This is a genomic window from Ruegeria sp. CF8 (genome assembly GCF_056537285.1).
In genome coordinates this window covers 1-13,615 of sequence record NZ_JBQFRG010000016.1, presented here as the reverse complement: position 1 = coordinate 13,615, position 13,615 = coordinate 1, and the positions used below count along the sequence as shown (strand labels likewise).

Here is a 13,615-nt window from a genome sequence, read left to right as displayed (position 1 = left end):
CAGACTTATGCCTTTTGACCTCATCCAATACATTTGCCTGTACGCCTACAATTCGAGCGGAAGCTGCCGTTAACTCTGACTTGCAGCATCCCAAGTTGCGGCTTCATAGCGCATCTGTCTACCACGGCTGCCCCCTCGTTTCTTTGGTTTTTGCGCTAGTTCTTACAAATGTATAGGCGAAACCCAATGGGCAAGGTCAAACAAAATGCACAACACGGACAATGCTGAGTTTGCACTCACATCTGATGACACCGGTCAATCGCATACTACGGTGTACTACGATGGATCATGCCCGCTTTGCTCGGTTGAGATCAGGCATTATGCTTCTTGCAAGGGCGCTGAACATCTGCGGTTTGTCGACGTTTCAGAACCCAGTGCTCGTATTGGTGCAAATCTAACGCGGCAAGAAGCGATGAATCGATTCACTGTGCGCCGACCAGATGGAGAACTTGTGTCCGGTGCGCGCGGGTTCACGGAACTCTGGGGCACTTTACCCAAATGGCGTTGGCTAGCCCGTCTGGCAGGCTTACCCGGGGTAACGCCTCTGCTAGAACTTGCATACAGAGTTTTCCTGCCCCTAAGACCGAAGCTTTCGAAGATCGCCTCTTGGTTCGGAGCGAAGCCGGTTAACAGGACAAGTTCGTCGACATGATTAACCTATACGATGGGCATTTCTAAAGGCTGGATTGTCTCTTCAAAGGCGTTCTCGAATCCGCGTTTGGCAACATTCGAGCCGTATTCACACTTCGTCTTCGGTTTGTCACGCTGATCAGTGACGCAGGTTTGTAGTTGTTCGGCTTGTTGGTTTTGAGTGAATCGTGGCCGCTCAGCTGACGTACTTTTCAAGAAGCGTCTTCACGGGTAGCGAGGCACTCAATCGAGTGGCCAACAGGAACATTCCCCCAATCTTTCGCTGAAGGTAAAGAACGTCCATTGGCACCTGAGGCGGGATATAGCCGGCCTCGACCAGGGCCATACTCTCTTTGTTCAGGCGGAGGGAAAGCGTTCGGTCAGAGAAATCAAATTCATTGGCAGATAGAATTGCTTCGAAAACGCTGCGGATCATTACAAAGATCCGGTCGTCAAATGGGCCATCACCTTCAATAAGCTTCAGTTGCTTGGCAGCCTTACGAAGCGCCGCGCCGTCTTCAAGCAAACCGGCCCGCAACAGATCCACATATCCATCTATTTCGGATGGTTGCAGTGCGCGTGCCGCGCCAAAATCCAAGAGACTGACTTTTCCATTGGATGGGTTGTATCGGTAATTGGCAAAGTTTGGATCGCTCTGCATGATACCAAACTCGAAAACCTCGCGCAGCGTGAGATTGACCAAGGCTTTTGAGACTCGATTGCGTTCCTCGCTGGTCGCATCACCCACGGCTTCGATAGGGCGACCTTCCAGAAAGGACATCGTTAGAACTTCTGGCGTGCTCCAATCTGGATAGAACTCTGGGATTTCGAACGCTTCATCATTCTGCAATAGGTCAGCAAAGTGGCGCAGGTGCTGTCCTTCGCGTTCATAATCGGTTTCTTCATGCAGTTGACTTCGCGCCTCTTGGATATACGGATCCAGATCAAAGCTCTTCGGGAGTAGACCTGACATCCGAACCAGAGTCGCGACATTCGCAACATCGCTGTCGATACTACGAGCGATGCCCGGATACTGCACTTTGATCGCCACATCGCGCCCGTCTTTCAATGTCGCACGATGTACTTGCCCAATGCTCGCTGCCGCTATGGGCCTAACATTAAAATCTTTGAAGGATTTTCGCCAATCTGCACCCCAAGCTCGGTTCAGGACGTCACGCAATTGTTTCGGTGGCATGAAATGCGCCTGATCTCGTAAACGCGCCATGATGTCAGCCAGTTCAGGCGGCAAGACCTCACCTGTATCCATCGAAATCAACTGACCCACCTTCATCGCGGCCCCGCGCATACGCGAAAGCTGATCCGCAATGCGTGTCACGTTGCCGGGAGTTATCAATAAGCCTCTAAAATCGGGTTTTGCTCCGCGACCAATATCTCTTAGGGCGCGTGTTGCCATGTTCCCCGCGATACCTGCCGTCATGCTACCTAAACCAGCAACACGGACCAAACGGCTTGTTGGAACTGCCAAAGGGGTTGTTGAGGATTTAGGGTCAGTCATCAATACTCACCAAAATTCCGTGCCCGGAGCGCCTTTGATGCGACCCTTCAAGTGTTCAGTGACCCAGCCTCCATAGAAGTCCCCGGGTTGCGGGATCACCCGGCACTCACCAACAAAACAAGCGTCCATAAGTCCGGCGTAAAAGGCGAGATAGCCCTTAATCTGTTCAAATCTGGTGGTTGGCGCAGCATAACTCCACGCAGCTTTCTTAGCCGCGGCCGCCCCGCTCTGAACGTCCCAGTAGCTCGCAACACCCTTCCACTCGCAGAATGATCTACCCGAAACCTTTGTCAGAACGGCACCAATGTCTTGAGGCGGAATATAATACGTGGGGGCGTGGTGGGTTTCGAGAACCTGAAACGCCTGATCGGTCTCCACGATTGTTTGACCGCCGAGCTCGATCCGCACCCTATGGGGCACTGCCCGCATCGCAGGTGGTCGCGGATAGTCTTGGACGTTTTCAGTTGTCCAACTTGTCATTTCGAACCTTGGCTATGAATCGTTTGTTCCATCTTCGAACTAGCGTGTAACCGGCGCTATTCTAGCGGAAAAGCTTCCAGCACATGGCGGGTGAACTTGCACCATCAAGACGCTCAGTGTTAGCTTTGATCGGGCAGCACTTTTTTGACCGGCGTTGCAGGCCGAGAAGCCGAAATGAGTGTCCTAAATCTACCAGTTTGCCAACAGTTCGCCCATGCGCTCTAGGCCAAGGTCAAGGTTGGCAGCAGCACCTCCCCCCACACCCAGTCGGATGTGGCTCTGCATCCCGTAAGACGAACCCGGTAAAAGAAATGTCCGATAGGGATCGGCGAGCAAGCGTTTTGCGAAAACGTCGCCATCAATCCCATCGAGCCATGCCAAACCAATCAATCCAGCCTGAGGTTTGACCCAATCGAGGCTGGGTTGATCGGCAACAAACCGATCCAGGCGTTCCAGCGTTTTCATCCCATCTGCACGTGCAGTTTTTATAGCCTGATTGTATCGGTCAGGCCTAAAGGCGATTTCGGCGATGACTTCGCCGAGAATATTCATAATTTCGCTCGAGTTTTCCCGCAGAATAATAGCGTCCCAAATCAGACCGGGATCACGGCATATCATCCAGCCGGTACGCAGTCCTTGGAGCCCTAGTGCCTTGGAAACGCTGCCCGTCGTGATACCCCTTGGATACAAACCAGCAATCGAAGGGGCACGGGACCCGTCCCACTCCAATCCCGCGTAAACCTCGTCAACAACCAGCCATGCGCCTACGCGATCTGCGATTTGGACAAGCCTTTCCAGCTCTGCTTGTGTCATCAACTGCCCGGTGGGGTTATTGGGGTTGGTCATAAAGATGAGCCGCGTGCGCGCTGTTACTGCGGCCTCAACTTTGTCGAGCGGCAATACCCAACCAGCACTCTCTTCGCGGTCGACAACTTTTAGCGTCGCGCCTACTGCCTCTGCCAATACGCCCGCTTGTGGCCAGCCCGGGCGTTCCGTTACGACTTCGTCGCCCGGTTGGACTAATTGCATGAATGCAAGATAATTGGCCTCTGCGGCGCCGGCGGTGATTAGGACGTCGTCTGGCTTGCAATCATCAGACAGGCCGGCGCGGTCCAAAACATGCCGTCGTAAAGCAGGCAGACCCCGAAAGCTCTTTTGGTTCCAATCCAACGGCAGCGCTGGATCCAGCGCATCCATGAACTCACCCAAACGCGGCGACTCGGACAAGGAAAACCCAACGAAAGCTTCTGGATCCGCTTCCGTGGTATCCAGAAGGTACTGAAAGAGTGTGTGTATCTTGACTTTCATGCTCTACTCAAAATCTTTGTAGTCAATCTGGGAGAGATTCTGTGCAAGCAAAGGGATTTGTCAAAGGGCGACCGATTGACCTTGCAGTTTTGGACTATGGGCTGTTCAAGGTCCATTCCACTGGCCGCATCATAGGGATCTGCGGGTTTCTGATCCGGACAGATTTAGGAGAAGCAATACTCATCGATACTGGGTTTCCTGAAAAATATGCCAACGATACCGACGCCGCGGTCAATGAAGATCGATTGTACGAGTTTGGCGAGGTCCTGAAGTGTGAACCAGCTAATCTGCCACGCGCACAACTGGCAAAACTTGGGCTTATTCCGTCAGATATTACATTACAGATTTGTACGCACACCCATATCGACCATATCGGGGCACTCGGCGACTTTCCAAGCAGTCCAATTCTTATCTCTGCTGCGGAGCGAGCCTTACCCCGCCCGTTGTACTGGGGCGATATGCGGCCATTGGAGTGGCCCGATCAGGATTATCTGGTTGTTGATGGCGACGTAGAGCTTGGACCGGGCATCTTCGTTTTGGCGGCGCCGGGCCATGCACCTGGCCAGATCGCCGTGATGGTCGATCTTCCGTCGGGGGTGATTTTATTAACCAGTGATGCGATTTCCCGACCAGCAGAAATCGACGAGAAGTTTGCCGGATCTTGGAACGAAGATGCAGCGATTGCCAGCGCAGACAGGTTGATGCGTCTAGCGTCCGAGCGAGGTGCCTTTGTAATCTATGGGCATTGTCCAAAGCAGTGGCCTGTTCTGAAGAAAGCACCAGAAGTCTACAGCTGACCCCACACCGTGGACCATTTCCCGAAAAGTGACGCCGCAACCAAGAGTTATCTGACGTCGCGCCCTTGGTTCAGAATAATCACATTCCCACTAGAAACATCTCCGGCCGGCGAAATGAGAAAACCGACCCAAGAGGCGATTTGCTCGGGCAGCATCGCGCGACCATGCGGCATGGCATTAACCGCTTTCTCCAAGACTTCCTCAGTTAACACATTGAACAACGGTGTCTCAGTCATGGCAGGAGCTAGAGAATTTACACAGATCTTTTCCTGTGCGTATCGACGGGCGAGGTCTTTCGTAAGTGTATCCATCGCCGCTTTTGACGCACGGTAATGAGGAGGGTCGAACACATCGAAATTGTAAGCACCATTCGATGAGATATTTACAATCTTCTTGATACCTTCGCGTTGCAACATCAATTGGACTGCCTGCTGGCAACAATGGAATGCGGAGTTAAAGTTTATTGCCATCTGCTTTTCGAGTTCCTGAGGCGGAATGTGCGGGAAGTCAGACATGAAGCAGGTGCCCGCGTTGTTTACCAAAGCATCCAGACCGCCATAGGCTGTCCTAATGCGCTCAAACGTTTGAGCCACGGCCAAAGGATCCGTTAGATCAACATAAATAGGTGTGAAGTCCGAACTAAATTCTGATGCCAGTTCGTTAAGACGCTCTTCTTTGAGGTCCAGACCAATCACATGCAACCCGTTTGTCTGCAATTGGCGGCAGATGGCCTGCCCCATCCCTCCCGCGGCGCCGGTCACAACCGCTGTCTTCATGGTAACTCCTCCTACCTAGGTATGATTTGGGATACTTCGAATTAAAGAAGGAAACTCACAACCCTTTTTTCTGAAAGCGGCGAAAGCCAATTTCATTTATTTCAGTGCACGTCCGTTTTGGGCTCAAGCTAGACTTTGCAAAGTCAGCTTTCTGCGCTTCACTGTCATTCGAGCGGCACGCAGCATCCTGTGATATTGTATCGTGTCAACGTCAGGTTGTCGTTGTGGGCGGGCATGGCGGATCGGAGGATCAGCCATGGAAACCCCAAACTTACCTGCCATTCGTGCACTTCGCCCCGCTTGGAACAAAGGTCGCATCGTCGGTCAAAAACGCCCTCTGAAACCAAAACATGTCTGGGCGATCCGAGTGCGCCTCGAGCTTGCCGAAAACCATCGCGATCTTTCACTTTTCAGCATGGCAATCGACAGTAAGCTCCGCGGCTGCGATCTGGCGAAGATGAAGGTGGCCGATGTCATGTCATCGGGTCAGATCAGGGAACGGGCTTCGGTCCTTCAAAGCAAGACGCAGAAACCCGTGCGCTTTGAAATATCCGAAGGCACACGAGCCTCTGTTGAGAAGTGGATGGAAGACGAGCTGATGGTCGGCTCGGAGTACCTTTGGCCCGGCCGATTTCACGAGCGATTGCACATCTCGACGCGTCAATATGCGCGGATTGTACGCGACTGGGTCACGTCGATCGGTCTCGAGGCAAGCGCCTACGGCACCCATTCAATGAGGAGAACAAAGGTCACTCAGATCTACAAGAAAACCGGAAACCTTCGCGCTGTTCAGCTTCTTCTTTGCCATACTAAGATGGATAGTACAGTCCAATGTCTCGGCGTCGAACTCGAGGATGCCTTGGCCATCGCCGAAGCCATTGAGATTAAACGCTCACGGGTCGCTCTCGCGGGCGGCCCAGAGCCGACATCCAACCCGCCATATTGATGCTGCGGTTGCAGCCCGCTTTGCAGACTTTCGCGGCGTCTATGTGGCGGTACCGAATGCAATCGATCAAATCGTAAGACTTTAGTGCTTGAAGTAAGACTAACCATAAGCACCCATCCTGGACGCGCTGAAACTCGTGTCGATCTTACTGGAGGTGATCCGTTTGACAGGCCCAACAATCCATTGATTATGTGCGCATGACCAAAGCTCAACGACCGCCAAAGCCAAAACCCATGCCGTACACCCCGGAGCCGGACCGCTACGAGCGGATGGTGTATCGGCGATGTGGGCGGTCTGGTGTGAAGCTTCCTGTTGTCAGCTTGGGGCTGTGGCACAATTTCGGTGCGGACTCGACGCACGAAAACAAGCGAGCAATGTGTCGGACCGCATTCGACCATGGGATCACTCATTTTGATCTGGCGAACAACTACGGTCCACCACCCGGATCGGCGGAAGAGGCATTTGGCGAGATCCTCAAAACGGATTTCGCGGGTTACAGGGATGAGCTGATCATTTCCTCCAAAGCAGGCTACGACATGTGGCCGGGACCTTACGGAGAATGGGGGTCGCGCAAGTACATGATTGCGTCCTGTGACCAATCACTCGCGCGCATGGGGCTTGATTATGTCGACATCTTTTATTCCCACCGCTTTGACCCCGAAACCCCGCTTGAAGAGACGATGGGCGCTTTGGATCATATCGTACGGTCGGGTCGCGCGCTCTATGCAGGTATCTCAAGCTACAACTCCCAACGCACGCGCGAGGCGGTGAAAATTCTAAACGACCTTGGGACGCCCTGTTTGATTCACCAGCCTTCTTACAACTTGCTCAACCGTTGGGTGGAGCGGGACGGTTTGCTCGATACCCTCGACGATCTTGGGGTAGGATCGATTGCATTCACGCCGCTAGCACAAGGCATTCTTACGTCGAAATACCTGCGCGATATTCCGGATGGCAGCCGTGCCACACAAGGAAAGTCGCTACTCGATGGCATGATTAACGAGCGATCTCTGGCAAGTGTCCGTGCTCTGAACGATATGGCCGAAGCTCGTGGTCAGACTCTGGCGCAAATGGCTCTGGCCTGGGTGCTCAGAGGTGGGCGCGTGACCACCGCACTTATCGGTGCGTCCCGGCCGGAACAGATCGTCGACTGCGCAGGCGTTGTTGATAATCTCGACTTCAGTTCTGACGAGTTGAAAAAGATCGATGAAATCAGTTCGGAAGAAGATATCAATTTATGGGCAAGGTCGTCAGAAACAGAGTGACCAGTCTTATAATTGCTAAAACCCGAGAACACTTGGAACTTGAGGTCATTGGCGGCTGCAGCTTCTGCTACTCGGCTAAATAACTACCAAGACTAACCGACCCCAAGCGGACCTTGAGCACGGTCGTTGGTTCTACGTTTGCATTCCGCTACTAGGCATTCGCCGCGAGTGCAAAACACACATAGATCGAGTTGGTGAAACACGGGCCTCTACAGTCTTACAATTTGAAAATCAGAGCGTCCGTTTGGGTTGGAATTTGCTCTTAGCCAATTGGGATTTTCGTAGAGGTCACTTCATACATTTGTCTGTTTGGTATGTAGTTCACCCTTCCAAGACTGTTTCGCAACACGGGCGAAATTCCCTCCAACGACACCCCGAATTTCCTCCCCGGTCAGTCCCCAGCTTTGCATCGCTTCAACCAAAACCGGAATACAGTCGGGCCCGGCGTGGCCAATCATAGATGTGTCATACTGTTGGCCAGTGGGCCAATAGTCCGGCCTGGCAGACAGGATGACACTCAGATCAATTTTCAAGTCTGGGGTGTAGTCAAAACCAAGACCAACATGCTGCGAACCTGCTACGTCCAACAAGTGCTGTAGGTGTCGTAACAGCGCAGCTTTGCTAACGTCATTTTCACCAAGGAATATACCAAGTCCGTTCAGGCCGACGACGCCCCCCTTTGCGGCACAGGCTTTGATCTGATCATCGCAGATATTGCGCTGATGCCGCCAAACCGATGCGGGGTTTGAATGAGAAAAAACAACCGGCGTGGCAGATCTTTCGATCAGTTCCATACTTGTTTGATAACTGGTGTGACTGGCGTCAACGATCATGCCGACGCGGTTCATTTCACTGAGTATGTCGCATCCAAATGGAGTAAGCCCGGTATCTGCATCATGGCAGCCCCCTGCTGCGTCATTTCCAAGGTTGTAGGCAAAAAGCATCTGCCGAACGCCCAGAGCATGGTAAATGCTGACCATGTTCAAGTCACCGCCCAGTGCGTTCATCCCCTCTATATCGAAACTTATCGCCAGTTTACCTGTCTCGTGGGCCGCTTTGATATCTTCCAATGTTCCAGCCAGAACGTAGTTTTCGGGACGGGCGAGTATCCATCTGCGATAGGCTGCGAGTGTCGCCAGTGTTTCATCACGTCGCATGACGTCGAAACCGACGTTAATGCTCAGATAGTTAACGTGGTGGGTCTGCCAAGTGCCAAGAGTGTCCAGATCAACGTTTGGCGACGGAAAAATTCCAGCGTGGGCATCCCACACCAGAGCTTCACTTATCAAATTTATCATGTCTGTGCGAACGCGACGTTTAGCGTTCCCTCCATTACTTGTGTAGCCACCCCACCGACCTGAAGTCGCAAGACTTGCCCTTCATGCATTTGAACACGACTGGTCACTTTGCTCGGCCTGCCAAGTTCAATCCCCTGTTCCGCCAGCACAGTAGCGACCCCTTCTGTATTGGCCTGCACAAGCCCGTGACGCAGGGCGTAAGTTGCGAGAGCTGCGTTCGTCGTTCCAGCCGCAGCGGATTCCGCCACCCCGACTGCTGGGCAGAAATCGCGAACATGCAAATGCCGGTCTGTACTCATAACGTCAGTTGAAAACGCGGCAACCGTCTCTAGGCCATGCGCAACGCAGAAAGAAGCAAGCCTGCTGAAATTCGGCCTTAGAGCTTTCATAGCGGCGAGGTCACGCATTGGTAGGCAAAGATGGACAAAATCACCACGCGCCACTTCTACTGGTAATTCTGTCGACAAATCGGCCGTTTGAATGCCCAGCAAGTCTGCGAGTTTTTTCATGTCTATGTCTGCCGATGAGAAATCCGCCACGGCGACATCCAGCATCGCTTCGACACGAGACATCTCATTGAGGTGGTACTCAACGTTTGCTTCACTGTTTGGAAGAACCAAAGTGATATTTCTGGCGCCTTTGTGCGGCAGATCAAGCAGGCCAGTATCCACCAAACGGGTAACCAAGCAAATTGTGCCGTGCCCACACATCGGCAACTCCATCACCGTGGAGAAGAATTGAAGAACAACGCGGCCATCTTCAACACAGTCCACAAATGAGGTGGCGGGCGCGCCGATCTCTTGCGCAATACGCGACCTCTCTGATCTTTCGAGTCCTGAAGCATTCAATACGATGCCAGCCTGGCTTCCGGAGTATGGAGTGGCCGTAAACGCATCATAAAGCGCGAAAGGGAGTTCACGGGCTCTATTGTTGTGCTCATTTTCCATTGCGCAGTTCCAATTGAAGGAAGAGGTTCTGAGTGAATAGCTCAACAGGAAAACGTGCACCTAGGCAATCAATTGAGAGAGGTCGCATCACACTTACGGAATTAAACGTTGAGAGCGCGGTAGGTGAAAACAGTCGTTAGTGTTTTGCGCAGCATTCGGTAAAATTGTGCTCAGAGCAGACCTAAGAGGCGGCGCAGCATCCAAACCCGAAGTAGCACTTAGCACTGCGAGTTCGACCCATTCCGGACATTCACCAACTGGTCGACCTGCTGCGGCGCGGCCCGTCGAACCTGCCATCCGCTGCAAATGCAAAATCTCGACGTCTGCGAATTCACTGGATGCGGACAAAGCGCCACTCGGCATCTCCACATGAATGCCCGGTTCTCGAAGCTGATGCCTATTGACGCAAGGCTGGGAGACCAATTCCGGTGCTTTGGAATCCACCGTCGACAGAGATTATCTGTCCTGTCACATAGCTCGCATCATCAGATGTTAGAAAGGCAATTACCCGCGCAATTTCGTCTTCTGAGCCGTAGCGGTTCAAGGGTATAGCATCATGATACGCATCTATGATCTCTTGCGAATGGACAGCCATCGCGAGCTTTGTGCGCACGGGGCCGGGACAAACGCAGTTGACCCGGATTCCGTATTCACCCAGCTCGCTGGCTTGCTGCTGAGTTAAGTGCATAACGGCAGCTTTAGACGTGCCATAAGCGACGCGTAGCGTCGAAGCACGTAAACCTGAGATTGACGCAATATTAACGATCGACCCTTTCGAAGTCCGCAATGCTGGTGTCGCCGCTTGCGAGCAAAGAAAGACCCCATCGAGATTAGTTTCCATGACGCGCCGCCAACGCTCAAAGGTGGTGCCTTCAATTGGCCCAAAATCTGCAACTCCGGCGTTGTTAACGAGCGTGTCAATCCGGCCAAAGTGCTTTAGCGTATCGTTAACCATCTGCTCGACTTGATCAGGAACAGACACGTCATAGGGCAGCGCGAGGCCTAGGTTTTCGGCAGCCTTGGCAAGCTCCTCAGTATCGCGATCCACCAGCGCAACGCCTACTCCCTGACTTACCAACAAGCGTGCAGTGGCAAGTCCAATGCCTCTCGCTGCACCTGTAACAATCGCTATTCTCTGCGGCATTTTAATCACCTTAATTACCCCCCCAACAACATACTCTTTTTCCCGCTGTGGTTCTCACGATTCGATGAGCCATTGGCATATAGCTGCCTCTCGTGCACCTCTCAGCGTCGGGTAGAATGCGGTCGGTGCGGCCGTTCAGCAGATTTCAGTGAATGTCTGCTGTGCGGACTTAGCGGTCATTCGTGTTTTTCGCCCGGAGGACAGGTTCAAACGCTGTTCAACACTTTTGGGATTGCTTGCGCTTATGCTTGATGAATTCCCAGATCATCAAAATCAGCGCCACCGGGAGTAGTACAAATATACAGAAGTCAGCATATCCGGACCAGCCGGTCGAATAGTAGGCATCTGGATACATAAACTTCCACACTATGCCTGGGCTAATGCAGATCAGCACTCTCAAGGGGCCAGAGTTTAATGAACAGAACTCCCTTAACAGAGAAACCAATCGTTTCACATTAAGCTTCCTTACCTAAGTGTATTGCTGTATTTCCATCAATCTATCATGAACTTTCAAGGCGAAAGCAGAAGCCTGCCTAAGCCCGATTTGCCAAAAATCAAAGAACTGGGGCAAATGTGATCTTATGCCGGAAGCTGGGCAATATGGGCTCGGTGCGGTCATTCGCTCTACATGGCGTGAACGGCCGCTTTGCGGACTTTCCTGCCCTTCGTGATGGCCGATTAAACGCCTGCTTTGTAGTGCGCCATAAACATCGTGATGCAATCGTCTAGTGCGCTCTTCGGCGTTGGGTTCTCACCGAGGAAGAACTCAGGCCAGAAGAAGAAGTTTTTAACGAGAGCCAGAAGCTGGTTGGTTGCAAAAACCGGATCAGCCTTTCGTATTACTCCTGCGTCCATGGCTTCGCTGATCAGCCTCGTTATTGGGTAATCATGTGTCGCGGTTTCAGTGAAGAATTGCCGGGACCGGTCAAGGTCACGGATCAATTCTGAGATGACCATCCGGTTTAATCCGATGGCCGTCTCTTCGGTGATCACCCCTATGTAGTGCCATAAGGCGTCCTTCAGTTGCTCAACGAAGTCGCGATCCGGGTCGTAGGGCACTGGCTCCATGCTCCGGTTTTGCTCCAGCATGATCTGTGAGATAGCTTCAAAAAGGGCCTCCTTGCTTTCGAAGTGATTGTAGAGCGTGCGACTCGATACGTTGGCTTTTTTCGCGATTGAAGTGGTCTTTGCCCCCAGAAACCCCTGCTCTTTGAACTCATCAATGGCCGCATCTATTATATCTTTTCTTTTCTTTTCAGTGCGTTTCACGATTTCAGCCTCAAAAAGTAAAAAGACGTGTTTACAAAACACTGCTCATCACCATAAGTAAACACAACGATTTACTTTAGCAAGGCGCAAAGCTGTCTGACCCCGAAAGGACCAAGACTATGACTACCCAAAATCTCACCGCTGGCAAAAACGAAGTCACCTTCACATCCTTTGGCGTGGATTTGGCCGGCGATCTCTACCTGCCCGAAGGCTTTGATGAGACCAAGACCTACAAGGCAATCGTTGGGGCCAGCCCCTTCCCGCAGGTCAAAGATCAGATCCCGGCCACTTACGGTCCGGAAATGGCCGAACGGGGCTTCATCTACCTCGGTTTCGACTACCTCGGAATGGGCTCGTCCCCTGCGCTACCCGGAGAGCACAAGCAATCCCGCTACATGTTCCGGCTCATCGAAAACACATGGGATGCCGTGTCCTACCTCGGCACTCTGCCGTTCGTCGACGAGATTTACGGTCTGGGAGTATGCCAAGGCGGCTCGATCATCGCATCGGCTGCCGTGACCGATCATCGGATCAAGAAGATCGCCATGGTTTCGGGGATGATGGCAGCTGATGGCTTCCAATGGACCGACCGCGATGTGGTTAACCAACAAATCGCAGCTTCGAACGCCTCAAAGCAAAAGATCTACGAAACAGGCGAACCAGACTATGTCGCTCCATTCGGTTTAAATGATGAACAGTCCAGGGAAGACTTTGTCGGATCAGGCGTCAATCCGATGGCCGGAGAATCCTATGACTACTACGGACGCGACGGGGTCAAAGGCCCGGTTGCGGTTCCGACCTATACCAACATGCATATTGGCGATCAGGGCATGCAGTCGCTGATTTCTATTGGGGAAGCCTATGCCGACAAGATCGTTCAGCCGTCCCTGACCATCTATAGCAGCTCAGCATTTACGGCCCCGTGCTCAACGCAGTTTGTCAAGAAGTTGACCAATGAGCATGTGGAATTGGCGTTTGATGAGTTCTCCCATGTGGACTTCTACTACAAGCCCGAGGCCGTGAAGGCATCAACCGATGCTGTTGCTAAGTTCTTCAATAGATGAAGTGATGAGGCAGAGGTCATACAAAGGTCTCTGCCTCCTTGCCGAATAGCGGAAGTTAGCTCGGGGTTCAGCAATGGCCGCTTTGGGCTGCGAACAGACCCATTCGTCCACAACGCTCAGTTAGAGCGCCATAGTCGGCTCAGGGCTCGATACGCTGCGTTCTGTCTACATGACC

13 protein-coding genes are annotated in these 13,615 nt (G+C 52.5%); 5 read left to right on the top strand and 8 right to left on the bottom strand.

Annotation, left to right across the window (positions count from 1 at the left end; all coding sequences use genetic code 11):
* Window positions 1-205: 205 nt before the first annotated feature.
* Window positions 206-652, top strand: a complete 447-nt coding sequence (locus ACR0EV_RS23350) for a thiol-disulfide oxidoreductase DCC family protein (RefSeq protein ID WP_480802297.1) — start codon at window positions 206-208, stop codon at window positions 650-652.
* Between the two features lie 174 nt (window positions 653-826).
* Here ACR0EV_RS23350 and ACR0EV_RS23345 read toward each other — a convergent pair whose 3' ends face one another.
* The 3 genes from ACR0EV_RS23345 to ACR0EV_RS23335 form a co-directional block, all read right to left on the bottom strand.
* Window positions 827-1,984, bottom strand: a complete 1,158-nt coding sequence (locus ACR0EV_RS23345; protein WP_480802296.1) for an ABC1 kinase family protein — start codon at window positions 1,982-1,984, stop codon at window positions 827-829.
* A gap of 168 nt (window positions 1,985-2,152) precedes the next feature.
* Window positions 2,153-2,626 (bottom strand): DUF427 domain-containing protein, encoded by a 474-nt coding sequence (locus ACR0EV_RS23340; protein ID WP_480802295.1) that lies wholly within the window; start codon window positions 2,624-2,626, stop codon window positions 2,153-2,155.
* Window positions 2,627-2,815: 189 nt separating this feature from the next.
* Window positions 2,816-3,934 carry a pyridoxal phosphate-dependent aminotransferase gene (locus tag ACR0EV_RS23335; protein ID WP_480802294.1) on the bottom strand — a complete coding sequence of 373 codons (1,119 nt, stop codon included), beginning with the start codon at window positions 3,932-3,934 and terminating at the stop codon, window positions 2,816-2,818.
* A 41-nt stretch (window positions 3,935-3,975) separates the two neighbouring features.
* Between ACR0EV_RS23335 and ACR0EV_RS23330 the strand changes: the two genes are divergently transcribed.
* Window positions 3,976-4,731, top strand: a complete 756-nt coding sequence (locus ACR0EV_RS23330) for an N-acyl homoserine lactonase family protein (protein ID WP_480802293.1) — start codon at window positions 3,976-3,978, stop codon at window positions 4,729-4,731.
* Between the two features lie 47 nt (window positions 4,732-4,778).
* On the opposite strand, the gene ACR0EV_RS23325 is transcribed toward ACR0EV_RS23330, so the two are convergent.
* A complete protein-coding gene (locus tag ACR0EV_RS23325; RefSeq protein WP_480802292.1) occupies window positions 4,779-5,507 on the bottom strand; it encodes an SDR family NAD(P)-dependent oxidoreductase in 729 nt (242 codons plus the stop codon).
* A 256-nt stretch (window positions 5,508-5,763) separates the two neighbouring features.
* Here ACR0EV_RS23325 and ACR0EV_RS23320 point away from each other — a divergent pair, with 256 nt between their 5' ends.
* Together ACR0EV_RS23320 and mgrA are read left to right on the top strand one after the other, a co-directional pair.
* Window positions 5,764-6,453 (top strand): tyrosine-type recombinase/integrase, encoded by a 690-nt coding sequence (locus tag ACR0EV_RS23320; RefSeq protein ID WP_480802291.1) that lies wholly within the window; start codon window positions 5,764-5,766, stop codon window positions 6,451-6,453.
* A gap of 233 nt (window positions 6,454-6,686) precedes the next feature.
* Window positions 6,687-7,718, top strand: coding sequence for an L-glyceraldehyde 3-phosphate reductase (gene mgrA, locus ACR0EV_RS23315; protein WP_480802290.1), 1,032 nt, complete (start codon window positions 6,687-6,689; stop codon window positions 7,716-7,718).
* A 293-nt stretch (window positions 7,719-8,011) separates the two neighbouring features.
* Here mgrA and ACR0EV_RS23310 read toward each other — a convergent pair whose 3' ends face one another.
* The 4 genes from ACR0EV_RS23310 to ACR0EV_RS23295 all read right to left on the bottom strand — a co-directional run bounded on the left by ACR0EV_RS23310 (window position 8,012) and on the right by ACR0EV_RS23295 (window position 12,376).
* Window positions 8,012-9,016, bottom strand: a complete 1,005-nt coding sequence (locus ACR0EV_RS23310) for a dipeptidase (protein WP_480802289.1) — start codon at window positions 9,014-9,016, stop codon at window positions 8,012-8,014.
* Complete coding sequence (locus tag ACR0EV_RS23305) at window positions 9,013-9,963, bottom strand: PhzF family phenazine biosynthesis protein (RefSeq protein ID WP_480802288.1); 951 nt, start codon at window positions 9,961-9,963, stop codon at window positions 9,013-9,015. Before ACR0EV_RS23305 ends, ACR0EV_RS23310 begins: the two co-directional genes overlap by 4 nt.
* 397 nt (window positions 9,964-10,360) lie before the next feature.
* Complete coding sequence (locus ACR0EV_RS23300; protein ID WP_480802287.1) at window positions 10,361-11,107, bottom strand: SDR family NAD(P)-dependent oxidoreductase; 747 nt, start codon at window positions 11,105-11,107, stop codon at window positions 10,361-10,363.
* Between the two features lie 678 nt (window positions 11,108-11,785).
* Window positions 11,786-12,376, bottom strand: coding sequence for a TetR/AcrR family transcriptional regulator (locus ACR0EV_RS23295; protein ID WP_480802286.1), 591 nt, complete (start codon window positions 12,374-12,376; stop codon window positions 11,786-11,788).
* Window positions 12,377-12,495: 119 nt separating this feature from the next.
* Here ACR0EV_RS23295 and ACR0EV_RS23290 point away from each other — a divergent pair, with 119 nt between their 5' ends.
* Entirely contained in the window at window positions 12,496-13,440 is a 945-nt protein-coding gene (locus ACR0EV_RS23290) for an alpha/beta hydrolase (RefSeq protein WP_480802285.1), read from the top strand.
* The last annotated feature ends 175 nt before the right edge of the window (window positions 13,441-13,615 follow it).